At 63.8% G+C, this 22,553-nt stretch carries 21 protein-coding genes; 8 read left to right on the top strand and 13 right to left on the bottom strand.

All coding sequences use genetic code 11. The features are described 5' to 3' along the window. Positions 1–647, top strand: a 647-nt coding sequence (locus tag DI605_RS16920) for a hypothetical protein (RefSeq protein ID WP_293976236.1), incomplete at its 5' end; no start/stop codon positions are given. Positions 648–747: 100 nt separating this feature from the next. Here DI605_RS16920 and DI605_RS16915 read toward each other — a convergent pair. Continuing rightward, positions 748–1,014, bottom strand: coding sequence for a hypothetical protein (locus tag DI605_RS16915; RefSeq protein ID WP_293976234.1), 267 nt, complete (start codon positions 1,012–1,014; stop codon positions 748–750). Between the two features lie 175 nt (positions 1,015–1,189). After that, on the bottom strand, positions 1,190–3,298 hold the full coding sequence (locus DI605_RS16910) for a TonB-dependent siderophore receptor (protein WP_293976232.1): 2,109 nt from the start codon (positions 3,296–3,298) through the stop codon (positions 1,190–1,192). A 108-nt stretch (positions 3,299–3,406) separates the two neighbouring features. Here DI605_RS16910 and DI605_RS16905 point away from each other — a divergent pair, with 108 nt between their 5' ends. Continuing rightward, the gene (locus DI605_RS16905; RefSeq protein ID WP_293976230.1) at positions 3,407–3,916 is read left to right on the top strand and encodes a homogentisate 1,2-dioxygenase; all 510 of its coding nucleotides are present in this window, start codon (positions 3,407–3,409) and stop codon (positions 3,914–3,916) included. Next, positions 3,913–4,857 carry a cytochrome-c peroxidase gene (locus DI605_RS16900; protein WP_367120069.1) on the top strand — a complete coding sequence of 315 codons (945 nt, stop codon included), beginning with the start codon at positions 3,913–3,915 and terminating at the stop codon, positions 4,855–4,857. Before DI605_RS16905 ends, DI605_RS16900 begins: the two co-directional genes overlap by 4 nt. Positions 4,858–4,898: 41 nt before the next feature. Here DI605_RS16900 and map read toward each other — a convergent pair whose 3' ends face one another. The 5 genes from map to DI605_RS16875 all read right to left on the bottom strand — a co-directional run bounded on the left by map (position 4,899) and on the right by DI605_RS16875 (position 11,083). After that, entirely contained in the window at positions 4,899–5,678 is a 780-nt protein-coding gene (gene map, locus DI605_RS16895; RefSeq protein WP_293976228.1) for a type I methionyl aminopeptidase, read from the bottom strand. Position 5,679: 1 nt separating this feature from the next. Beyond that, the gene (locus tag DI605_RS16890) at positions 5,680–5,895 is read right to left on the bottom strand and encodes a ParD-like family protein (protein ID WP_293976226.1); all 216 of its coding nucleotides are present in this window, start codon (positions 5,893–5,895) and stop codon (positions 5,680–5,682) included. A gap of 463 nt (positions 5,896–6,358) precedes the next feature. Further along, positions 6,359–6,847: a transposase gene (locus tag DI605_RS16885; protein WP_293976224.1), complete on the bottom strand. Its 489-nt coding sequence runs from the start codon at positions 6,845–6,847 to the stop codon at positions 6,359–6,361. Between the two features lie 252 nt (positions 6,848–7,099). Continuing rightward, entirely contained in the window at positions 7,100–9,850 is a 2,751-nt protein-coding gene (secA, locus tag DI605_RS16880) for a preprotein translocase subunit SecA (protein WP_293976222.1), read from the bottom strand. Between the two features lie 162 nt (positions 9,851–10,012). After that, a complete protein-coding gene (locus DI605_RS16875; protein WP_293976220.1) occupies positions 10,013–11,083 on the bottom strand; it encodes an acyltransferase in 1,071 nt (356 codons plus the stop codon). A 432-nt stretch (positions 11,084–11,515) separates the two neighbouring features. On the opposite strand from DI605_RS16875, the gene DI605_RS16870 reads away from it, so the two are divergent. Continuing rightward, positions 11,516–12,565, top strand: a complete 1,050-nt coding sequence (locus tag DI605_RS16870; RefSeq protein ID WP_293976218.1) for a ribonucleotide-diphosphate reductase subunit beta — start codon at positions 11,516–11,518, stop codon at positions 12,563–12,565. Then, positions 12,562–12,747, top strand: coding sequence for a hypothetical protein (locus DI605_RS16865; protein ID WP_293976216.1), 186 nt, complete (start codon positions 12,562–12,564; stop codon positions 12,745–12,747). The genes DI605_RS16870 and DI605_RS16865 overlap by 4 nt, the downstream gene beginning before the upstream one ends. A 517-nt stretch (positions 12,748–13,264) precedes the next feature. Here DI605_RS16865 and DI605_RS16860 read toward each other — a convergent pair. From DI605_RS16860 to carA, 6 genes are all read right to left on the bottom strand, one after another. Beyond that, a complete protein-coding gene (locus DI605_RS16860; protein WP_293976214.1) occupies positions 13,265–13,432 on the bottom strand; it encodes a Flp family type IVb pilin in 168 nt (55 codons plus the stop codon). Between the two features lie 217 nt (positions 13,433–13,649). Then, positions 13,650–14,276 carry a rhomboid family intramembrane serine protease gene (locus DI605_RS16855; protein WP_293976212.1) on the bottom strand — a complete coding sequence of 209 codons (627 nt, stop codon included), beginning with the start codon at positions 14,274–14,276 and terminating at the stop codon, positions 13,650–13,652. A gap of 30 nt (positions 14,277–14,306) precedes the next feature. Then, positions 14,307–14,783, bottom strand: a complete 477-nt coding sequence (gene greA, locus DI605_RS16850; RefSeq protein WP_293976210.1) for a transcription elongation factor GreA — start codon at positions 14,781–14,783, stop codon at positions 14,307–14,309. Positions 14,784–14,871: 88 nt separating this feature from the next. Beyond that, the gene (carB, locus tag DI605_RS16845; RefSeq protein WP_293976207.1) at positions 14,872–18,192 is read right to left on the bottom strand and encodes a carbamoyl-phosphate synthase large subunit; all 3,321 of its coding nucleotides are present in this window, start codon (positions 18,190–18,192) and stop codon (positions 14,872–14,874) included. Continuing rightward, positions 18,192–18,416 carry a hypothetical protein gene (locus tag DI605_RS16840; RefSeq protein ID WP_293976205.1) on the bottom strand — a complete coding sequence of 75 codons (225 nt, stop codon included), beginning with the start codon at positions 18,414–18,416 and terminating at the stop codon, positions 18,192–18,194. Before DI605_RS16840 ends, carB begins: the two co-directional genes overlap by 1 nt. A 3-nt stretch (positions 18,417–18,419) precedes the next feature. After that, complete coding sequence (gene carA, locus DI605_RS16835; protein ID WP_293976203.1) at positions 18,420–19,592, bottom strand: glutamine-hydrolyzing carbamoyl-phosphate synthase small subunit; 1,173 nt, start codon at positions 19,590–19,592, stop codon at positions 18,420–18,422. 136 nt (positions 19,593–19,728) lie between these two features. Between carA and DI605_RS16830 the strand changes: the two genes are divergently transcribed. The 3 genes from DI605_RS16830 (at position 19,729) to dnaG (ending at position 22,522) form a co-directional block, all read left to right on the top strand. Beyond that, entirely contained in the window at positions 19,729–20,181 is a 453-nt protein-coding gene (locus tag DI605_RS16830; protein ID WP_293976201.1) for a GatB/YqeY domain-containing protein, read from the top strand. A gap of 86 nt (positions 20,182–20,267) precedes the next feature. Continuing rightward, positions 20,268–20,669 (top strand): GIY-YIG nuclease family protein, encoded by a 402-nt coding sequence (locus DI605_RS16825; protein WP_293976199.1) that lies wholly within the window; start codon positions 20,268–20,270, stop codon positions 20,667–20,669. Continuing rightward, entirely contained in the window at positions 20,666–22,522 is a 1,857-nt protein-coding gene (dnaG, locus tag DI605_RS16820) for a DNA primase (protein ID WP_293976197.1), read from the top strand. The genes DI605_RS16825 and dnaG overlap by 4 nt, the downstream gene beginning before the upstream one ends. Positions 22,523–22,553 lie beyond the last annotated feature (31 nt).

The raw sequence follows: 22,553 nt of genomic DNA, 5'->3' as shown, positions 1-22,553 counted from the left end.
ATGATCTGCTCCTCGCTGAACCTGGTCTTCTTCACGTCCGTCTCCTCACGAAGCCGGACTCTAGCTCAAACTGGCGGAGTTTCAGGGGAGCACGTCAGCCGCCAAGCGTACGTCACGCCATGTTTCTGAATGCTCACAATAAGCAAACCGCGTCAGAAATTACGGTAGAACTGCGTCAAATTGGCGTTCCATCGGCGTTAATTGTCGATATCGATTGGATTAAAGAAGACGGGCAGGTGTGCAACAAGTATCTCAATGCTGCCGGTGTACCGGAGGGGCTGAGGCAGGGTCTCCGAAATATGCGCCAGACGGTGAGAGCATATCTTTCTGAAGCCGACCCCGACTACAAGAGAAAAGGAGGAATTTTTCTATTACATGGAGAACAACTTGCCACAGCTATAGCATTTTTTGATCAAATGGAAATGTATGGCTTGTTCACTGTTCGGTCTGGAGAGCTTGAATCGTGGCTCGCAAATATTAATTGCAGCCGCAATAAATCCGTATGGCTAAGTGAGGTGTTTTCTGCCTTAGGATCCGATCCTTCCTTATCTGGCTACGTCAGGCCGTCGGAAGATGACGTATGGAAATTCTTGCGCGACATTGCTGTTTGGGTCTCAAACCCAAACAGACTCGGAATGAAAATTTAATGTTCTCGCGCTTATTAGGCTTACTCGGGGTATATGCGCTTTGCCCCCATAGATAAGGCTAGCCGGCAGCGCCTGGTCGCCAAGTCCCATGTTCTAACAATTACTCGTTCTCGTCCATCTCGCGCTCCGCCTCTGCCATGAACTCGCGCGCGGCGGCGCGCCCCTCCTCGTCCTGAAAAGCCTCCTCCACATCGGGCTCGATGCCCAGCATGAACATGAGGCACCACAGAGCGAAGCGTTCATCCTCATCCTTTTCGAAGCCGAACTGCAGCCGGAGCGCAGCTACCCCGTCCGCTACCCGCTCGGGTGCAAGCGTGGTGATATCGTCGGTGCCGAAGAAGCGGATGAGAAGCTGGTCGAAGTCCATGCCCCGGTTTAGCACCCATCTTTCAGAAGGGCGACACATCGATCGGCAGGGCCAACAGCCGGGGATCTCCGCTCCCCCCTGTCGCCCATCGCACCGACGATGCGCCAGGCCAGCATATCAGCAGGCACGATGCGCGAGATCCGCCCGGTTGTGGCTTATCAAGCCGCCTCAGACATCAATAGCGCGCCCGGATTCCCGCGAAGAAGCTGCGACCGGGCTCCGGGAAGCCATCGGTCAGCATATAGTTTCGATCGAAGAGATTGCGTGCGCCCACGCCCACGGTGACACGTTCCGTCACTGCATAATCTATGCGGAGCGCGGCCGTCACATAGCTCCCCGTATCATAATAGACCGGCGCAAGCCCGTTGGCGGACGCGGGGGTGACGGTGGTGCGGTCCGAGGCGAATTCCAGGCTGGGCGTTACCGTGATCGGCGCGATCGGCTTCCACGAAACATAAGCGAAGCCCTTGTGATCGGGCACATCGGTCAACTGGAAGGGCCGGATCAGGCCGCCCGCCGGCGGCGTTCCGGCATCGAAGCTGCGATGGATGTAGCTGTAGTTCACGCCGGCATCGAGGGTGGCACCCAGATGCACGTCGATGGAAAGCTCTGCGCCATAATAATCGGCCGAGCCCAGATTTTCACGCCGATTGAGATTGGCAGGCGTACGGACGGACACCAGCGCGTCTGTCAGCCAGCTATAATAAGCCGCACCCGACACGGTAACCGCACCAAACCGGCGCGAGGCGCCAATCTCGGCATTGGTCGCACGTTCCGGCTTCAGGTTGGGATTGGCCTCGGCGGTTCCGAACTGGCTCGAGAAGCGCTCGAACAGGGTTGGGAAACGGGCGCGTGAGGACAGGCTGGCATGCGCCTCGATGCCGTTGGGGCCATGCCAGTCGAGCCGACCCTGCGCGTTCCAGGCTTCCGCGCCCCGCAAGGGATAGCTGAACAGGCGGCTGGCTCCTGTGGCGCCCTGTGGAACACCATATTCCTGCGCCTTGTCGAGATTGCGCCAGTCATAGCTGGCACCGACCGTGAAGGAGACAGCGGGCGAGAGCGCCAGCCGGTTCTCCGCGGCGATGCTGAAGGTTCGCTCGACGCTTTCCTGATTGGGCTCGGCCGTCACGAGCGGCGAGGTCGGCCGGCTGGTCTGGGATTCGTTATGCTCGTCGCGGCGATAATGAAATGCCAGCGCGAACGTGTCCGCCCCGGTCGCACGAAGCGAAAGCTCCGCCGAGCCGCCATAGGCATTGTCGTCATAGGGGCTGTTGAAGGCGCGCGGCAGCGACTGGCTCGTCTGCGTGCGATCGTCGAACGATTGCAACATGTTGTAGAGCTTGTTGTAATAGGCCCGCGTCTTCAGCGTCGCCTGATCGCCCAGCGCGGTGGTCGAGAGGAAATAGACGCTCTCGACATTCCATTCCGGCCATTTCCAGTTTCGCAGCGACACGTTGCTGGTGTCCGTAATGTGCAGCGGCGCATTCTTGTCGCCTTCCTGCCGCGTATAGCTCAGCACATATTCGTCGGTGGCGTTGGGCGTGAAGCCGACCTTGGCGTTCACCCGCCAATCCCTGCTGCGCGAGAAATCGCGCGCGCCACCCTTTTCGTTCACGGTCGGCGTGAAGCCACCGGGCAGATCCCAGTGATCGGTGAAGTTCATGGTATAGCTGGCCTGCGCATACCATTTGTCCTGCTTCGTTCCGATCAGGCCGAAGGTGGTATAGCCGGCATAGCCCGCATCGGAATCCAGATTGAGCTGGCCGCGCGCCTCCATTTCCAGCGATTTGGTCGGCTTGCGCGTCACGAGATTCACCGCGCCACCCATCGCGCCGGGCCCGTCGAGTACGGAGGCATAGCCCTTGGCGGCCTGAATCTCGGCAATGTCCGGTGTCAGGAAACGGCCGTAATCCAGCCGGTTGTCGGCGGGCAGATAGACGCGGATGCCATCGATCGAGAGCGGCACCTGAAAGCGATCGAAGCCACGCACGAACAGCAGACGCTCGTTGCGAGATCCGCCGCTATTGCCCGCCGTCACACCTGGAATCAGATTGGCGGCATCGTCCAGCGTGCGTCGGTCGAACGTGTACATCGCTTCCTGTCCGACCGTATCCGCCCCGATCGCCACGCCCTCGGGCCGCCGGCCGGTCACGATGATCTCACCAAGGCCGAAGCGACCGTCATTCTGCGCCTGCGCTCCGGCATCGCCGCCCGCACTCCGCTCCTGTGCGAATGCCGGGCTCGCCAGGGCAAGCATGCTGACGGTGCAGGCAAGAACGCGCATCGAATTTTCCCCCTTGTTTCGAGTGGGCCTGCTGGCCTCTATTCCCTCGATATCCGAACAGATATTGTATCTGGCCATATACAGAGCTTCGCCCGAGGACAAATCCCGATGACCATCCATGCCGCGCTCCTGCTCACCCTGCTTCAGGCTGGAATGGCTGCCGATCCTTCCATGGCGCCGACATGCTCTGCCACGCCTGCTCCACCGCCGGCCGGGATGGAGGGCTGGTCCAAAGCGCAATCCATCAAGGGAGGCGCCAACCCGGCCCAGGCGACACTCCTTCCGATCGGCTCGGGCGTGACGGCCACGCTGCTGAAGACGCCCAAGGTTGATTATGCGGTTCGACCGGAGAAACCGGGCGGATCAGTAAGCAGCGGCGGAATGTTCGCGTTCGTAGTGCCGGCAGCCGGTCGCTACCGGATCGCGCTTGGTTCCGGCGCGTGGGTGGATGTACTGAGCGGCACGACGCCGGCCGTATCTGTCTCTCATGGGCATGGGCCGGATTGCACCGGCATCCGCAAGATGGTGGATTTCGATCTGCAGCCGGGCCGCTATCTGCTCCAGATCGCCGGCAATGCGGGGGCGACGTTGCCGCTGATGGTCGCGCGCCTGCCGTGAAACGGATCGCGGCGATCATCGTCGCCTTCACGCTGATCGCGGCCTCGCCTGCAGCATTCCATTGGCCTCTCCCCCAAGGCGTGGCGCCACCGGCCATCCCGCCCGACAATCCGATCAGCGACGCCAAGATCGCTCTGGGCCGAAGGCTTTTCTACGACGCGGACCTGTCCGTCGACGGAACGATGGCCTGTGCCACCTGCCACGAGCAACGGCGCGGCTTTGCGGACGGCAATGTCACGCATGCCGGCGTCCATGGCGATCCCGGGCGGCGAAACGTGCCGGGGCTCGCCAATGTTGCGTGGCGACGTTCGCTCACATGGGGCGATCCACGTGTGACCACATTGGAGCAACAAGTGGCCATTCCGCTGACCGGCCGGTTCCCCGTTGAAATGGGCATGGCTGGCAAAGAGCCTGAACTGCGCCGCCGGCTCGGACGTGACTCCTGCTATCGAACGATGTTCCGGGCCGCCTTTCCCGAGACTCGTGGCCGGATCGATCAGGCGTCGGTCGCAAAGGCGCTCGCGGCCTTTCAGCGAACATTCGTGTCATTCTCCGCGCCGATCGACCATGGAGATGCACCGGCTGCAGGCGCTGCGATCTTCGCGGCCAAATGCGCCACATGCCACGCCGGGCATGACTTTACGGACGATCAGTTTCATCGGCTTCGACAGGCCACATCCTCGGATAGGGGGCTGGGCGAAGTGACCGGCCGCATCGGCGACGATGGCGCATTCCGGACGCCGTCACTCCGCAATGTGAGCGTGACCGGCCCCTGGCTCCATGACGGATCCGCTACGACCCTGGATCAGGCGCTTATGGCGCATCCGAACGCCGATACTGCAGACACTCCTGCTCTGATCGCCTTTCTGGCAGCGCTGACCGACAATGCTTTCCTCACCAATCCCGGTCTGAGTTATCCAGACAGCATCTGTCGCCTCTAGGGTGGATCGACGATCGTTGATTGAAGATCCAATCGCGCCGATCAGGCCGCCTGCTTCAACAGCGCTATCTCATCAGGGCGGAGCGTCAAGACATCGACCCCCGTCGCAGTGACAGCGACAGTATGCTCGAACTGGGCCGATAGCTTCCCGTCATTGGTGACTACGGTCCATCCATCGGCTTTGGTCGAGACCATGCGCGTGCCCTGATTGAGCATTGGTTCGATGGTGAACACCATTCCTTCCCGCAGCCTCAATCCGGTGCCGGGCCGTCCAAAATGCATCACCTGGGGTGCCTCGTGCATCTCCCGACCGATACCGTGTCCGCAATAGTCGCGCACAATCGCATAGCCGTGCTTCTTGGCGTGCCGTTCGATGGCGAAGCCTACATCGCCAAGGGACGCGCCGGGCCGAACTTGTCGGATGCCGCGCCACAAAGCTTCCTGCGTGACCTTCACAAGACGCCGCGCAGCAGGCGCCACGGTGCCGACCAGATAGGTCTTGCTCGAATCCGCGATGAAGCCATTCTTTTCCAGAGTGATGTCGAGGTTGATGATATCACCGTCTCGCACGATCTCTGTCTCGTTCGGCACCCCGTGGCAGACGACCTGGTTGATCGAGCAGTTCAGCACATATTGGAAGCCATACTGGCCTTTGCTCGCCGGCCGCGCGGCGAGGTCGACGGTGATGAAACGCTCGACCAGATCGTTGATTTGCATTGTCGACATGCCGCCAAGATCCTGGCGATCGAGCATTTCAAAAACCGATGCCAGCAGCTTGCCGGAGATGCGCAGCAGCGCGACTTCCTCGGACGTCTTGACCATATCAGGCCGCGACCGCGAGTTCGGGGCTCGTCACCGCGACCTTTGCGGCAGCGAGCTCCTGGTGAACAATGTCATTGAACGACAGCGTCGGGTTGGCCTCTGCGATCATACCGATCTTCATCCAGAATTCGGCCTGTGCGTTGATCGACCGACACATTACGGTGCTCGCACGGCGCGCCTCCTCATGCAGATCGTCAGCGACTTTCACGATACCCATCGATTGCGGCTCCTCGCGGCCTCATAATATATGGAGTATATACGAATCATATCTGAATTGATAGTTTCCGTGGCGGCGCTTTGCATCATGGCATCGATCAGCCCGTCACCGGTCTGATGGCTCATTCCGGGCCCGATTGGGGACTGTCGCCAATGACTGCTGACTCCGATCCATCTGCCGGGGGAGATTTCACCTTCCCGCGCCCATTCCGCAGCAAGGCTTTGCACGGTGGCAAAGGATAGCTGCCGGTCGGCATTTCGAAGGGGCGAGGCTCCTGCGCTGTTTGGGCTCCTGCGGGATCGCCATCGGCGCCCGCTTGCTCAATGCTCGTTTCCGGCCGCCATGCTTGCGCACCGTCAGCCGCTCTCCGCGATACAGCCGGCGCAGGTCCATGCTCTTGCCTTCACGCCGGAGCAGGATCGCCAGTCGACGATAGCCGAACCGACGACGCTCATTGGCGAGCTTACGCATCCGCTCGCGGACGGCACCGTCCTTCCCGCGAAGCGGCCCATATTGCCACGCCGACCGGTTGCCCCCGACCAGCCTGCAGGCGCGACGCCCGGAGAAGCCGTGGTCGGCCATCAGTTTCTCCACCGCAGGGTGGCGATCCACAGACCGGGTCAGTTTTTCCCAGCAGATCCTCCAGCGCCGACACGTCCAGCATCGACCCCGCGTGCCGCTTCTTCAGCCACCGGTTCTCATCCTCCAGCGTCCGCGACCGCGCCGCTTCCGACACGGTCATGCCGCCGTACTTAGCCTTCGAGTTGTAAAACGTCGCATCGCTGATGCCATGCTTCCGGCATAGCTCGGCGGTCTTTACGCCCGCCTCGCGCTCACGCAACCCGCCTGTGATCTGATCCTCGGTAAAACGGCCTCGCCGCAGCGCTCGTCTCCATCCGACAAGCGACCTTACCAATCGCATGATGTCCGGCGAGTACGTAACCGGCGTCATGCGCAACAGCCGCACGATCCGTCCGGGGCGAGAATGAGATCGTCCGCTCGGCCACGCGCTTCACGCGGGGAGCACGCTCCTGCTGTCCATAGACGACCAGCCGGATGGCACCGGTGGGACCGTCCAGCCCGACGACGGCACTCCGCATATCCGGATAATAGTCAAATCCATCCAGTTCCCGAACGTCGCCCATATCATACCGTGCCGGAACGGGTGAAATCGATCGGACAAGCGACGCCGCGCGCGAAAGCCTCAGAGCTGCCCGTGGCAATGCTTGTATTTTCGCCCCGATCCGCAGGGGCAGAGCGCGTTGCGGCTGATCTTGCCATCCAGCGAACTGGGATCGGTCACCAGTTCCGGCGGCACGTCCGGCAGCGGAATCTGGAAAGGCGGCAGGCGTGTGGAGATCAGCCCCGCCGTGCCCGCGTCGCGATCCGCACTGTCATCCAGCCCGGTCAGCGGATCGATATGGGTGGTGATGAAATCCGGCATGGGCGGCAGATTTTCGAACGGCGAAGGCGCCATCCGGAAGGTCAGGTTCGAAAGCGTGCGGGTCACGTCCTCGCGGATAGCCTCCAGCATGCGCTCGAACAAGGCGAACGCCTCGGACTTATATTCGTTGATCGGCGTCTTCTGCGCATAGGAACGCAGGTGGATCACCTGGCGCAGGGCATCCAGCGTGGCGAGATGGTCCTTCCAATGCTGGTCCAGCGTCTGCAACAGCACGCTCTTCTCCAGATCGCGCCAGCTTTCCTCGCCGATTTCCTCGACCTTCGCGGTCATCTTCGCATCGGAGGCGTCCTGGATCCGCTCGACGAGCAGTTCCGGCTCGACGCGCTCCTCCTGCATCCAGTCCTCGATCGGCACATCGAGGCCGAGAATGTCGCTCACCGTTTCCTTGAGCACGGGCACGTCCCACTGCTCGGGATAGGATCCCGGCGGGCATACGGTGCCGACGATCGTGGTGATCGTCTCGGCGCGCATGTCGGCGACCACATCGTCCACCGCGCTCGCATCCATGATGTCGGCGCGCTGGTCGTAGACCACCTTGCGCTGGTCGTTCATCACGTCGTCATATTCGACGACCTGCTTGCGGATGTCGTAGTTGCGGGCCTCCACCTTGCCCTGCGCATTCTGGATCGCCTTGGAGATCCAGGGGCTGACGATCGCCTCGCCATCCTCCAGATTCTTGTTCATCATCTTGGCGAACATCGTCTGCGGGCCGAAGATGCGCAGCAGATCGTCGTCCAGGCTCAGGTAGAAGCGGCTGAGGCCCGGATCGCCCTGGCGTCCTGAACGGCCGCGCAACTGGTTATCGATGCGGCGGCTCTCATGCCGCTCGGTGCCCAGCACGAAGAGGCCGCCGGCCGCAAGCACCGCTTCCTTCTCGGCCGCGATTTCCGTCTTCAGGCGCGCCGCCACCTCGTCATATTCGGGCGTGCCGGCTTCCAGCTGCGAATATTCGTCCGCCATCCGGAATTCCAGATTGCCGCCCAGCTGGATGTCGGTGCCGCGGCCCGCCATGTTGGTGGCGATCGTCACGGCGCCCAGGCGGCCAGCCTGCGCCACGATATGCGCCTCCTGCTCGTGATAGCGTGCGTTCAGCACATTGTGCTTCACGCCTTCCTTGGTGAGGAATTCGCTCAGAAGCTCCGATTTCTCGATCGAGACGGTGCCCACGAGCACGGGCTGGCCGCCATCGGCCTGCTTCTCGCGGATCGCCTTGGTGATCGCGGCGAACTTGTCGCCGATATTCTTGTAGAATTCGTCCTCGTCATCCTTGCGGCGAACCGGCAGGTTCGTCGGGATGGTGACGACGTTCATCTTGTAGATCTGGTAGAATTCGTTCGCCTCGGTGGCGGCCGTGCCCGTCATGCCGCCGATCTTGGGGTACATGCGGAAATAATTCTGGAAGGTGATCGATGCGAGCGTCTGGTTCTCGGGCTCGATATTGGCGCCTTCCTTGGCCTCCACCGCCTGGTGAAGCCCGTCGGACCAGCGGCGACCATCCATCATGCGGCCGGTAAACTCATCGATGATGATGACCTTGCCGTCCTTCACGATATAATCGATGTCGCGCCGGAAGGCGACATTGGCGCGCAGCGCCTGGTTCAGGTGGTGCACCACCTGCGTATTCTCGAAATCGTACAGATTGTCGCCCTGGAGCAGGCCAGACGCCTCCAGCGAGCGCTCCACGCGCTCTGTGCCATCCTCGGTGAGAATCACGGACTTCTGCTTCTCGTCGAACTCATAATCGCTCGGCGGGATCTGCTTCACCACCGCGTCGATCAGCTTGTAGAGCTCGCTCTTGTCCTCTGTCGGGCCGGAGATGATGAGCGGCGTGCGCGCCTCGTCGATCAGGACGGAGTCCACCTCGTCCACCACGGCATAGGCGAACGGGCGCTGCACCATCTGCGCGCGATCATATTTCATGTTGTCGCGCAGGTAATCGAAGCCGAACTCGTTGTTCGTGCCATAGGTGATGTCGGCGGCATAAGCGTCGCGGCGCTGCTCGTCCGAAAGATTGGGCACGATCACGCCCACCGTCAGGCCCATGAAGCGATAGACCTGCCCCATCCAGCCCGCGTCGCGGCTGGCGAGATAGTCGTTGACGGTCACCACATGGACGCCGGTTCCCGGCAGTGCGTTGAGATAGGTCGCCAGCGTTGCGACGAGCGTCTTGCCCTCGCCGGTCCGCATCTCGGCGATCTCGCCGCGATGGAGCACGATGCCGCCGATCATCTGCACGTCGTAATGGCGCTGGCCCAGCACGCGCCTGGCCGCCTCGCGCACGGTGGCGAAGGCTTCCGGCAGCAGGCTGTCCAGCGTCTCGCCCGCCGCCAGACGCTGGCGGAACGTCACCGTCTGGGCGGACAATTCCTCGTCGGAAAGCGCCTGCATCGCCGGCTCATAAGAGACGATCTTCGCCAGCGTGGGCTGCAGAGACTTCACGTAGCGGTCGTTGGACGACCCGAAGATGGCCTTGGCGATGCCGGCGAACATTCACATTTCCCTGAAACACGAGTGACGGCCGCACATGCGCATGGCGACCATCCGAACCGCAGGGCAGATAGGTGGCAGGCGTCGGGGCGTCAATTCGCGGCCCTGCCCCGTCGCCATCAAACTTTCGGTTCCGGCCTTCGCGCACCCGGCATCGGCGCGCGATCAGCCCCGCGCGATGGCCATGCGCACCGAACGCCGCCGCACAGCAGCCCCCTTCCGGCGCTTGAGCCAGCCACGCACCGGCGCATCGATCCAGCGTTCCACCGCCCATGCCGCCACCACCGCGAAGAGGGCGACACCCGCCCAGCCACCCGGCCCCTGCGTCAGCCCCACGGCATGCGCCGCGATCAGGATCGGCATGTGGATCGCATAAAGCGGGTAGGAGATGCCCCCGAGCCACGCCGCCACGCCGCCCGGCCGCTCGCGCCCCCGCAGCGAACAGAGAATGCTCGCCGGAAAGCAGAGGAACAAAGCCGCGATCGTCACGGCCGCCGCCGGCATATCCGCGGGGGCCAGTAGCGGCGCCAGCACCAGCGCGATCGGCACGATGCCGGGCACTTTGACCCTCGGTAGCCAGCGGGCCGCATGCAGCCGCCACATCAGCACGCCCGCCAGATAGGCGAAGAAGACGCGCACCAGCGCGATCCCCTCCTCGCCCGGGCGGAAGCCCATATTGTAATCAGCGTGGGTCAGCACGATGCACGCGGCCATCACGCCGAGCACGATCACCGACGCTGCGATCGTCCGCGTGCGGGCGAAGGCGATCGTGCCGCCATGCGCCACATTGGCGACGCTTTCATAGAAGAGCGACCACATCGGCGCGTTGAGCGGAAAGATCACCCAGCTCGCCATCGCCGGGATCAGCAGGAACTGGAAGGCGATCCATTCGGGCCGCACATCGGGATTGGGCGCCAGCGCGAGCGCGCCCGTAGCCAGAAGCGCGCCCAGCAAGATCATCGGCGCGAGGCGCCTCGCCCGCATCGCCAGAAAATCGCGAAAGGCCATCGCACCGGGGGCACCCTCCCCCGCCCCGTTTCCACCGACACCGTGCACGCCACCGCGCAGCCGTCCCTCATAGCTCATCGCCACCACGAAGCCGGAGAGCATCAGGAAATAGTCGACCGCGAGGTGCCCGTGCTTGGCGATCGCCAGCCCCGCCTCGTTGCCCACATGATGCGCCACCACCGCCAGCGCCGCGAGGCCGCGCCCCGCATCCAGCAGGGGGAAATGCACGGCCGGCGCCCGCGCTCCCGCACCCTCCCCATTTCCCCGCGCGCCACCCGGGCGCCTCCCACGCGTTTTCGTGCCCGCGCGTGCGCCCTCGCGCTCGCAATCTGCCGCAATTGTCGCCATCGGGATCGAACGCCGCACCCGCGAAGGCGGTTGCCCGGAAAGCCGCGCGAAAGGCCCGCTTTATCGCAGCGATCCGCCGATAATGGCCGCGCCTGCCCCCTTGCGAACGCACCCGGAGCGGATCGGCGAGGCGCCCCGCGCCTTCCTACGGGCGGCGCCTGCACCCATCCGATTCACCCGAAAATCCCCTGTGGAAAAGCGCCGCGTCAAGTCTAGACATTGTGGCGAATGGGCGTAGCCTTCCCCATATATCGCCGGGTTCGCGCTTCGTTCCGGTGTTCGTTAACCTCAAGATTCGCAAGGGCCCGTATCATGCCGCTTCTCCAGGCCAGCCGCGTCTACAAGCCGTTCGAATATCCGTGGGCCTACGAATATTGGAAGCGCCAGCAGCAGCTCCACTGGCTGCCGGAAGAAGTGCCGCTGGGCGAGGATTGCCGGGATTGGGCGCAGAAGCTGACGGATCATGAGCGCAACCTGCTCACCCAGATCTTCCGCTTCTTCACGCAGGCCGATGTCGAGGTGCAGGATTGCTACCACGAAAAATATGGCCGCGTGTTCAAGCCCACCGAGATCAAGATGATGCTGACGGCGTTCAGCAACATGGAAACGGTGCATATCGCCGCCTACAGCCATCTGCTCGATACGATCGGCATGCCCGAAACCGAATATTCGGCCTTCCTCCAGTATAAGGAGATGAAGGACAAGCATGATTACCTGTCCACCTTCGGCGTGGATACGGATGAGGATATCGCCAAGACGCTCGCCATGTTCGGCGGCTTCACCGAAGGGCTCCAGCTTTTCGCCAGCTTCGCGATGCTGATGAATTTCCCGCGCTTCAACAAGATGAAGGGCATGGGCCAGATCGTGACGTGGAGCGTGCGTGACGAGACGCTGCATTGCGAGGGCATCGTCCGCCTCTTCCACGCCTTCGTGAAGGAGCGGGATTGCATGACCGCCTCCGTGCGCGACGACATATTGGACATGTGCCAGAAGACGGTGCGCATCGAGGATGCCTTCATCGATCTGGTGTTCGAAATGGGCCCGGTGAACGGCATGACGCCGAAGGACATCAAGAAATATGTCCGCTTCATCGCCGATTGGCGTCTGGGCCAGCTGGGCCTCAAGCCCATCTACATGATCGAGGATCATCCCCTGCCCTGGCTCGCCCCGCTGCTGAACGGCGTGGAGCATGCGAACTTCTTCGAAACCCGCGCCACCGAATATTCGAAGGGCGCCACCAAGGGCCAGTGGAACGACGTGTGGGATGCGTTCGATCGCCGCAAGGCCGCCAAATCGGCCGTGGTGGCGAATGAGGATGCGGGCGAGGGCGGCCTGTTCGGGCCGGGCGTAGCGGCGGAGTGAACAGGTCGACGCTGATGCGTCAATCGGGTCATCTGAAACTGACCCACGTACAGCTTTTCAACGGTACGGCGCTTGTCGACGAGACGTTTTCCCTCACGCATCCAACGCGCAAGGCGGAACTCTTCTCGTCGCGAGATCGGGCGGAAGACCGGTTTGACGAACTGACCGGCGAACTGGGCTGAAACAGATATCGTGCCGGGGATCTCGATGGTCTCCGGCATCGTGATCCGCGTGTATCGCGACGATCATCCCCCGGCCCATTTTCAAGCGGCCTAATCGGGGGTTCGAGGCGTTCAGCCATATCATCGACGGCGAAATCATCTCGGGCGGCCTCCCCGCCCGCGTGGCCGATCCGCTGGAGGGCGCGCTTCGGCAATTGCCGAAGCGGTTCGAAAGGTTCGTGGATCATGCCAGGCCGGACAATCCGGGCATGGACGAAAGCGTGCCCCCTCCCCCGTGGTGCGCCGAATGATCGCGGGCGCATGCACCCACGCGCAGGACTACACGGCCCCGCACTCATCGGCGTATCGCGCGCCTGCCCTTAGAGGCGCAACTTTCGTGCGATTTTCAAGGAAAGCCGCCCGCCACCGCGCCCCGGCCACCCGCACGCGAAAAGGCCCGGCCGCCTCCGGAGGCGACCGAGCCCGTCATCATCCAGTTGCGGCCGGGCCATCGCCCCGCCGCGCGCAGAACGCGCTGTTACTGCGCGTTCATGTTGTTGGAAACGTTCGTGAAGGTGTTCTTCAGCTTGGTGCCGAGCGTGGACATCGCGCCGATGGCGGCCACGGCGATCAGCGCCGCGATCAGGCCATATTCGATGGCCGTGGCGCCGCGACGGTCGCCGGCAAGCTTGCGAAGGAAGGTCATGCACTTCTCCTGTGTCGGTCCGGGCCGCAGCGCGGCGAACGATCCGTTAGCCGGGCGGAAGTTTCCAAAGCGCATCGAGGGATGGTTAATTTCGGGGAGCAAAAACGCTTCGCCGCGCTTTTCCGGGATTGCGGGGCCGGATCGACCCGCTAGCGCCCCGCCCGCCGCCCAGGGGCCACAAGCCACAATGTTCCGGTAAAGGCCAAAGCGCCGCCCCTCAGGCCGAGCGGTAGCGCCAACGCAGCAGCGGCCGCGCCATCAACAGGCCGGCGAGGAAGCCGCCGATATGCGCCGCGGCCGCCACGCCCATGCCATCCAGGCGGCCGGCGAATCCCACCAGCAGTTGCAGCCCCGTCCAGGCGGCGGCCAGCCACGCTATATGCACCCAGCGCGCCACGTTCGGCGGCAGCTTCGTCTCGCGCGGGCGGCCATAGAGGATCGCATAGGCGCCCACGATCGCCGATATGGCGCCCGATGCGCCGATCATCGGGATCGTGCTGGCGGGATCGGCCAGATATTGCATCGCGGTCGCCGCATAGGCCCCCACCAGGAACAGCAGCACGATCGCCACCGGCCCCAGCGCCACCTCCGTCTCCTTGCCGCAATAGCCCAGCATCAGGAGGTTGAAGAGCAGGTGGAGCAGGCCGCCGTGCAGCAGCGTGGCGCTGAGTGGCGTCAGCCAGACGGGCAACCCTTCCGGCATCGGCGGGCCGCCGATCCGCGCAGAGATGAAGCCGCCCAGCAGCGCCGCATTCTCGCTCTGCCCGGCGACAGCGAACAGCACATAGGATGCGGCGATCGCCGCGCCCAGCATCAGCGTCGCACGGGGCGGCTGCGCCCTCATCGGTTCGTCCCCCGGTCGGTCAGGGCCGGATCAGATGAATTCGATGCGCGAGACGACATAGTAACGATCCCCCGAAGGCACCGTCACTTCCACATCGTCGTCCACCTTGCGGCCGATCAGCGCGCGGGCCAGCGGCGAGGAGAAGCTGATCTTGCCGCTCTTGGCGTCCGCCTCGGCCTGGCCGACAATCTGGTATTTCACCGGCTTGTCATCCTCGTCCAGCAGATGGACGGTCGCGCCGAACACCACCTTGTCGCCAGACAGCGTCTTGGGATCGATGATGAGAGCGCGGGAAAGCTTGTCCTCGATATCGGCGATCATCGCCTCCACCTGGCCCTGGCGTTCCTTGGCGGCATGATATTCGGCGTTTTCGGAAAGGTCGCCATGGGCGCGCGCTTCCTCGATCGCGTCGATGATCTGCGGCCGCTCGATTTTGAGACGCGCGAGGTCAGCGTTGAGCATGTCGTAGCCCTCCGCCAGCATCGGCATCTTCTCGTCGGTCGCCATCGGCACTCATCCCTTCACTTCGGTAAAGCGTCCTCCCGCGCCGCCTTCCGGCGACGCACCATCTCAGCGATGTCGGGAGGTGGCGCGATCACGCATGATAGGATTGGAGGGAGCGTACTTCAAGCGTGCGATCCCGCATCGCGGCAATCGCCGCCACCGCCGCAACGCCAGCCGCCGCCGTCGTGAAATAGGGTATGCGCCCCTGCAGCGCGCTCGCGCGGATGGATTTGCTGTCCTGCAGGCTTTGCCAGCCCTCAGTGGTATTCAGCACCAGCGCGATATCGCCATTCTTGATGCGGTCCACGATGTGGGGTCGACCCTGCGCCACCTTGTTCACCGTCTCCACCTTCAGGCCCTGCTCGCGCAGATAATCGGCGGTGCCCTCGGTCGCGACGATCTCGAAGCCCAGATCGATCAGCGATCGAACCGCGGGCTCCACCACGGTCTTGTCGGATGGCTTGACGGAAACGAAGACGGTGCCGCTTTGGGGCAGAACGGTGCTGGCGCCCAGCTGGCTCTTGGCGAAAGCGGTGGCGAAATCGCGATCGATTCCCATCACTTCACCGGTGCTCTTCATTTCCGGCGAAAGGACGGGATCCACGCCGGGGAAGCGTGCCCAGGGGAAAACGGCTTCCTTCACGGCGCTGTGCTTCACATCGAGGTTGATCTTCGGCAGCACCGTCAGCTTCTCGCCGGCCATCACTCGGGCCGCGATCTTGGCGACTGGCGCCCCCACCGCCTTGGCCACGAACGGAACGGTGCGGGACGCCCGCGGATTCACCTCGATCAGATAGACCTCGCCGTCCTTCACCGCGAACTGGACGTTCATCAGCCCTTTCACGTTCAGGGCCCGGGCCAGCGCGTCGGCCTGACGCTCGATCTCGGCAACGATCTCCTTGGGCAGGCTATGCGGCGGCAGCGAGCAGGCGCTGTCGCCCGAATGGACGCCCGCTTCCTCGATATGCTGCATCACGCCGGCGATCACGACATCGGTCCCGTCGCAGATCGCATCCACGTCCACCTCGGTCGCATCGCGAAGGTAACGGTCGATCAGCACCGGGCTGTCGCCCGAAACCTGCACGGCGGTCGTGATATATTGCTCCAGCTGCGCCTGCGTATCGACGACTTCCATCGCCCGGCCGCCCAGAACATAGGAGGGGCGCGTCAGCACCGGATAGCCGATCCGCTCGGCCACCGCGATCGCCTCTTCCCGGCTGCGGGCGATGCCGTTGGCGGGCTGCTTCAGGCCCAGCTTCTCGACCAGCGCCGCGAAACGCTCGCGATCCTCGGCAAGGTCGATCGCGTCGGGCGACGTGCCCAGGATCGGGATGCCGGCATTCTCCAGCTCCTGTGCCAGCTTCAGCGGGGTCTGGCCGCCAAACTGCACGATCACGCCGACCAGCTCGCCCCGGCTCATCTCGACATGCAGGATCTCCAGCACGTCCTCAGCCGTCAGCGGCTCGAAATAGAGGCGGTCGGACGTGTCATAATCGGTGCTCACCGTCTCCGGATTGCAGTTGACCATGATCGTCTCATAGCCGGCATCGGACAGCGCGAAGCAGGCGTGGCAGCAACAATAATCGAATTCGATACCCTGCCCGATCCGGTTCGGCCCGCCGCCAAGGATCACGATCTTGCGCCGATCGGACGGCTGCGCCTCATTTTCCGGCTCCCCGAAGCTCGGCGCCTCGTAGGTGGAATACATGTAGGGCGTCTTGGCCTCGAATTCGGCGGCACAGGTATCGATCCGCTTGAAAACCGGCCGAACGCCCAGCTTGTGGCGATGCGCCCGCACCTCCTGCTCGGTCACGCCGCCGGACATGCCCTTGATCGCATCATGGACGATGCCCGAGCCGCGAGCCTGCGCCCGCGCCATCCCGGCGAGATTCGCGGATTGCAGCGCCAGGAAAGCGAGACGCTTGTCCGAAAAGCCCATCGCCTTCAGCCGGCGCATGCCGGTCGCGTCATTGGGCAGGCCATCGCGGCACACGCCGGCCTCGGCCTCCACGATCTCGCTGAGCCGCGTGATGAACCACGGATCATATTTGGCGATCCGGCACACATCCTCGACCGTGAAGCCCTCGCGCAGCGCCTGCGCCGCGATCAACAGGCGATCGGGTGTTGGCTCGGCCAGCGCCGCCTCGATCTCCGGGCGCGGCGCACCTTTCAGGCGATCCACCATGTTCAGGCCGGACAGGCCCGTCTCCAGCCCGCGCAGCGCCTTTTGCAGGCTTTCGTGGATGTTGCGGCCGATCGCCATCACCTCGCCCACGGATTTCATCGCCGTGGTCAAGTGATCGGATGCGCCCTTGAATTTCTCGAAGGCGAAGCGGGGTATCTTGGTGACGACATAATCGATCGTCGGCTCGAAGCTCGCGGGCGTGGCGCCGGTGATGTCGTTGTCGATCTCGTCCAGCGTATAGCCCACGGCCAGCTTGGCCGCGACCTTGGCGATCGGGAAGCCGGTGGCCTTGGAGGCCAGCGCCGAGGAACGCGAAACGCGCGGATTCATCTCGATCACGACGAGGCGGCCATCCTTCGGATTCACCGCGAACTGGACGTTCGAACCGCCCGTCTCCACCCCGATCTCGCGCAGCACCGCGATGCTCGCGTTGCGCATGATCTGATATTCCTTGTCGGTCAGCGTCAGCGCCGGCGCGACCGTGATCGAATCGCCCGTGTGGATGCCCATCGGATCCACATTCTCGATCGAGCAGATGATGATGGCATTGTCGTTGCGATCCCGCACGACCTCCATCTCATATTCCTTCCAGCCGAGGACGGATTCCTCGACCAGCACTTCGGTGGTCGGCGAAAGGTCGAGGCCGCTCGTCACGATCTCGATGAATTCCTGCCGGTTATAGGCGATGCCGCCACCCTGCCCGCCCATCGTGAAGCTGGGGCGGATGATCGAGGGGAGCTGCACGAATTCCAGCGCCTCCAGCGCCTCCTCGATCGTGTGCGCGATACGGCTTCGCGGGCTTTCCAGCCCGATCTTGTCCATCGCATCGCGGAATTTCAGCCGATCCTCGGCCTTGTCGATCGCCTCGGCATCGGCACCGATCATCTGGACGCCATATTTCTCCAGCGTTCCGTCATGGAACAAGGCCAGCGCCGTGTTGAGCGCGGTCTGCCCGCCCATCGTCGGCAGCACCGCATCGGGCCGCTCCTTCTCGATGATCTTTGCCACGATCTCGGGCGTGATCGGCTCGATATAGGTCGCATCCGCCATGTCCGGATCGGTCATGATCGTCGCCGGGTTCGAATTGACGAGGATGATGCGATAGCCCTCCTCGCGCAGCGCCTTGCAGGCCTGCGTCCCCGAATAATCGAACTCGCAGGCCTGCCCGATGACGATCGGGCCGGCGCCGATGATGAGGATGGAGGAGATGTCGGTGCGCTTGGGCATCAGAAGTGCTTTTTCCCGAGTTCTATCAACTTCTCGAACGCGGCCGCATTTAAGCGGAGCGTCTGAGAAAGCTTACCTGGCGTTTCGCGGCCCGGCCGGCCGTAGGTATCAATTTGAAGCAGCCTCTCGCCGTCGCATTCGATCAGGCGGACAATGGCTTCAACTTCATCATGCGGCCTGACGACCGACAGATCATCGACCGTGAAATCTCGCACGGTGGCCATCGATCATCCTTTCGTTTGAAGCTGGCTCACGAACTGCTCGAACAGATAGTGGCTGTCCTGCGGGCCGGGGCTCGCCTCCGGGTGATATTGCACCGAGAAGGCCGGCTTGTCGGTCAGGCGCAGGCCGGCGAGGCTGCCGTCGAACAGCGAGAAGTGGGTCGGTTCGGCATTGGCCGGGAGCGACTCCGTCACCACCGCGAAGCCGTGGTTCATGCTGGTGATCTCCACCCGCCCGTCCGCGCTGCGCTTCACCGGATGGTTCGCGCCGCGATGGCCCTGGTGCATCTTCTCGGTCTTCGCGCCAACGGCGAGGCCGAGCAGCTGGTGGCCCAGGCAGATGCCGAAGATGGGCTTGCCGATCTTCAGAAGCTCCTGGATCACCGGCACGGCATAGGCGCCGGTCGCGGCCGGATCCCCGGGGCCGTTCGAGAGGAACACGCCGTCCGGCCGGTGCGTCATCACATCATCGAAGGTCGCGGTGGCGGGCACCACCGTCACCCGCGCGCCGGCGGCCACCAGATTGCGCAGGATGTTCCGCTTCAGCCCATAATCGATCGCCACGACATGCGGGCCTTCGGGATTGGCGCTGTGAGTGGCGTAGCCGGCGCCCAGCGTCCACAGCCCGTCATCCCATTTGTAGCTCTGGGTTGCGGACACCTCGATGGCGAGGTCCATCCCTTCCAGCCCCGGCCATTTGCGGGCCTCGGCCTTGAGCGCCTCCAGATCGAATTCGCCCTTCGCATTGTGCGCGATCACGCCGTTGGGCGCACCCTGGATGCGGATGGCGCGGGTCAGGGCGCGCGTGTCCACGCCCGCCAGGCCGATCCGGCCGTTCGCGCGCAGCCACGCATCGAAGCCCTGCACGGCGCGGAAATTGGAGGGATCGGTCACGTCCTCACGCACGATGCAGCCCAGCGCATGCGGGTTGATCGCCTCCACATCCTCGGCATTGGCGCCGACATTGCCGATATGGGGGAAGGTGAAGGTGACGATCTGGCCCGCATAGGAAGGATCGGTCATCACCTCCTGATAACCCGTCATCGCGGTGTTGAAGCACACCTCGCCGACGGCCGAGCCTTCCGCGCCGAATCCCCTGCCCCAGATGACGGTCCCATCGCCAAGGACGAGAACGCCCGTGGCTCCTTCAGGCGCGCGTTGAGACGTGGCGTCGGCCATGGTGGGCGGGCACTCCAATTGGTGGGCAGCAATGTCGCTAAGCCGCGTCCGCTAGACGGGGGAGGCCACAGGGTCAACTCTACCAAATGCGCCGGGTCTTCGCTATCTCTCCGCCTTTCCGACATTCGAGAGCGATATGATCCGAGACGACGTGAAGACGGCGCAGATTGCCGCGATGAAGGGTGGCGACAAGGCGACGGTCGCTGCCACGCGCCTGATTCAGGCCGCGATCAAGAATCGCGACATCGAGCTGCGCACGGCTTCCACCCAGCCCGACGATGACCTGCTGGTGACCGAAGTGCTGCAAAAGATGATCAAGCAGCGCCGCGAATCGATCGACATGTATCGCAAGGGCGGCCGCGAGGAGCTGGCCCAGGCCGAGGAAGGCGAAGTCGCGGTGATCGAGCGCTTCCTGCCCCAGCAGATGAGCGAGGACGAGGCGCGATCCGCGATCGACGCGCTGGCGACCGAACTGGGCGCGGGCAGCGTGAAGGACATGGGCCGCGTGATGGCCGCACTGAAGGATCGCTTCGCAGGCAAGATGGACATGGCCAAGGCGAGCGGGCTGGTGAAGGCCCGGCTGGGGTGACATCACGCGAGGGCTCCCGCATATTTTTGGCGCCCCTCCTCCGTTCGTCCTGAGCGAAGTCGAAGGACGTGCTACAGGCGAATCGGATGGCGTTCTGGATCTATATGTTGCGCTGCGCGGACGGCCGATATTATGTCGGGCATACCGATGATCTCGATCGCCGCATGGCCCAGCACGCACATGGCGGGTTCTGCGACTTCACCGCGAGGCGTCAGCCGGCGACATTGATCTGGAGCGAAGCGTTTCGGTGCCGGCTGGAGGCGCTGGAAGCCGAGCGCCGGATCAAAGGCTGGACTCGCGCCAAGAAGGAAGCCCTGGTTGACGGGGACTGGTTTCGGCTGAAAAAACTGGCTGCGTCGCGTGGAACCCGTCCTTCGACTTCGCTCAGGACGAACGGGTCTCAGGATGACGACTTACCTGTCGGCGCTCGCACAGACCTTCTCGAAGGCTGGGCTTCTTCCGCCACATCGACCGGGGGGACCCCATGACCCTCTCCCCCCAGTTTCTCGACGAGCTGCGCGCCCGGACGCATCTGTCCGCGCTCATCGCGCGCTCCGTGAAGCTCACGAAGGCGGGCCGCGAATATAAGGGCTGCTGCCCCTTCCATGACGAGAAGACGCCCAGCTTCTACGTCAATGACGAGAAGGGATTCTATCACTGCTTCGGCTGCTCCGCGCATGGCGACGCGATCCGCTTCCTCACGGAGGCGCGCGGGCTGCCCTTCATGGACGCAGTGAAGGAGCTGGCGGCCGCCGCCGGTCTCGATATGCCCGCGCCCGATCCGCGCGCTGCCGAAAAGGCCGAGCGCCAGACCGGGCTGACGGCCGCGAGCGAGGCCGCCGCGCGCTGGTTCACCGAACAGTTGCAGGGCATCGGCGGGGCGGATGCGCGCGCCTATCTCAACCGGCGCGGCATATCCGAGCCGCTCACCAAAGCCTTCGGCATCGGCTTCGCACCCGATTCGCGCGGGAAGCTGAAAAGCGCACTGGCCAGCTTCGGCGAGGATGCGCTGATCGAGGCCGGTCTGCTCATCAAGGTGGACGAGAAGGAGCCATATGATCGCTTTCGCGGCCGGCTGATGATCCCGATCCGGGATCAGCGGGGCCGCACGATCGCCTTTGGCGGCCGCATCCTGGATCAGGGCGAGCCCAAATATCTGAATTCGCCGGATACGCCCCTGTTCGACAAGGGCCGCACGCTCTTCAACATCGATCGCGCCGGGCCGGCCTCGCGCAAGGCCGGGCGGCTGATCGTCGTCGAAGGCTATATGGATGTGATCGCGCTGGCCAAGGCCGGGATTGACGAGGCGGTCGCCCCCAACGGCACCGCCGTCACCGAGCATCAACTGGAGCGGATGTGGCGGCTGGCCGAAGTGCCGATCCTGTGCCTCGATGGCGACAAGGCCGGCCAGAAGGCGGCCGTGCGCGCGGCATTGCGCGCGCTGCCGATGATCGCGCCCGGCCGCAGCCTCGCCTTCGCCACGCTCCCAGCGGGGCAGGATCCGGACGATCTGGTGAAGGCGGGCGGCGCGCCCGCGATGGAGGGCGTGCTTGCCAGCCCCAAGCCGCTGGTCGACCTGATCTGGGAAAGCGAACTGGCGGCCCAACCCCTGACGACACCGGAGAACCGCGCCGGCCTGCGCCAGCGTCTCACCGAAATCGCGCGCACCATCGGCCATGCGGACGTGCGCGAGCAATATCTGGCCGAATTTCGGCGCCGTTTCGATTCGCTCTACGCCGCCGCGCCGGCGCGCGAACGCGAACCCTATCGTGGCGGGCGGCGCATGGCGGGGCGCGGCGGGTCATCCTTTCGCGATTTCCAGCGCCCGGCGACGGAGCCGGCTCGCGCCATCGGCCGTGGCGGAATCGATCAGATGCTGGCTCGCGCCGTGATCGCGGGGCTGGTGCTCCGGCCCGAACTGATCGGTGCCCATGCGGAAGCCTTGCAGGACCTGCCCCTGCCCGATGAGGCGCTCGCCGGAGTGCGCGACGCCCTCGTCGGAGCGATCGTCGCGCAAGGATCGCTTGAAAGCGCCGACATAGGGCACATATTGCGTACAGCCGGAGTCTCGACCACAGCAAACCGGCTAGTCGGCACCAACGGTCTTGCCTTTTCCTTCCTTCGCAGCGATGCGGATCCGCTTCGCGCGGCGCGGGATTTGGGCGAGGCCATTGAAGTGCTGGCCACGCGACCCGCGATCGACGCGGCGCTGGCGGAGGCGACCAGGGCGTTTGCGGCCTCGACGGACGAGGCCGCTTTCGCCGAACAGCAAAGGCTGACGCTCGAACGGGCGGAGGCCGAAAGAAGGCTCCTCGCGTTGATGGGGCCGGACGAAGACTAGAAGCGTTCTTGGGACGCACGTGCATCGGGAT

The sequence above is a fragment of the Sphingomonas sp. genome (assembly GCF_003248515.1).
GTDB lineage: Bacteria > Pseudomonadota > Alphaproteobacteria > Sphingomonadales > Sphingomonadaceae > Sphingomonas_I.
The sequence above is the reverse complement of the archived record's forward strand: the minus strand, read 5'-3'. Positions and strand labels throughout refer to the sequence as shown.

What these genes read in the sequence shown, in the direction of transcription:
- DI605_RS16870 (WP_293976218.1), top strand. Translation starts at nt 11,516, where the DNA reads ATGCCGCTTCTCCAGGCCAGCCGCGTCTACAAGCCGTTCGAATATCCG.
- carB (WP_293976207.1), bottom strand. Translation starts at nt 18,192, where the DNA reads ATGCCCAAGCGCACCGACATCTCCTCCATCCTCATCATCGGCGCCGGC.
- DI605_RS16905 (WP_293976230.1), top strand. Translation starts at nt 3,407, where the DNA reads ATGACCATCCATGCCGCGCTCCTGCTCACCCTGCTTCAGGCTGGAATG.
- DI605_RS16855 (WP_293976212.1), bottom strand. Translation starts at nt 14,276, where the DNA reads ATGAGGGCGCAGCCGCCCCGTGCGACGCTGATGCTGGGCGCGGCGATC.
- DI605_RS16890 (WP_293976226.1), bottom strand. Translation starts at nt 5,895, where the DNA reads ATGGGTATCGTGAAAGTCGCTGACGATCTGCATGAGGAGGCGCGCCGT.
- map (WP_293976228.1), bottom strand. Translation starts at nt 5,678, where the DNA reads ATGGTCAAGACGTCCGAGGAAGTCGCGCTGCTGCGCATCTCCGGCAAG.
- carA (WP_293976203.1), bottom strand. Translation starts at nt 19,592, where the DNA reads ATGGCCGACGCCACGTCTCAACGCGCGCCTGAAGGAGCCACGGGCGTT.
- DI605_RS16885 (WP_293976224.1), bottom strand. Translation starts at nt 6,847, where the DNA reads ATGACGCCGGTTACGTACTCGCCGGACATCATGCGATTGGTAAGGTCG.
- DI605_RS16825 (WP_293976199.1), top strand. Translation starts at nt 20,268, where the DNA reads ATGGCGTTCTGGATCTATATGTTGCGCTGCGCGGACGGCCGATATTAT.
- DI605_RS16915 (WP_293976234.1), bottom strand. Translation starts at nt 1,014, where the DNA reads ATGGACTTCGACCAGCTTCTCATCCGCTTCTTCGGCACCGACGATATC.
- greA (WP_293976210.1), bottom strand. Translation starts at nt 14,783, where the DNA reads ATGGCGACCGACGAGAAGATGCCGATGCTGGCGGAGGGCTACGACATG.
- DI605_RS16840 (WP_293976205.1), bottom strand. Translation starts at nt 18,416, where the DNA reads ATGGCCACCGTGCGAGATTTCACGGTCGATGATCTGTCGGTCGTCAGG.
- DI605_RS16860 (WP_293976214.1), bottom strand. Translation starts at nt 13,432, where the DNA reads ATGACCTTCCTTCGCAAGCTTGCCGGCGACCGTCGCGGCGCCACGGCC.
- DI605_RS16910 (WP_293976232.1), bottom strand. Translation starts at nt 3,298, where the DNA reads ATGCGCGTTCTTGCCTGCACCGTCAGCATGCTTGCCCTGGCGAGCCCG.
- DI605_RS16830 (WP_293976201.1), top strand. Translation starts at nt 19,729, where the DNA reads ATGATCCGAGACGACGTGAAGACGGCGCAGATTGCCGCGATGAAGGGT.
- dnaG (WP_293976197.1), top strand. Translation starts at nt 20,666, where the DNA reads ATGACCCTCTCCCCCCAGTTTCTCGACGAGCTGCGCGCCCGGACGCAT.
- secA (WP_293976222.1), bottom strand. Translation starts at nt 9,850, where the DNA reads ATGTTCGCCGGCATCGCCAAGGCCATCTTCGGGTCGTCCAACGACCGC.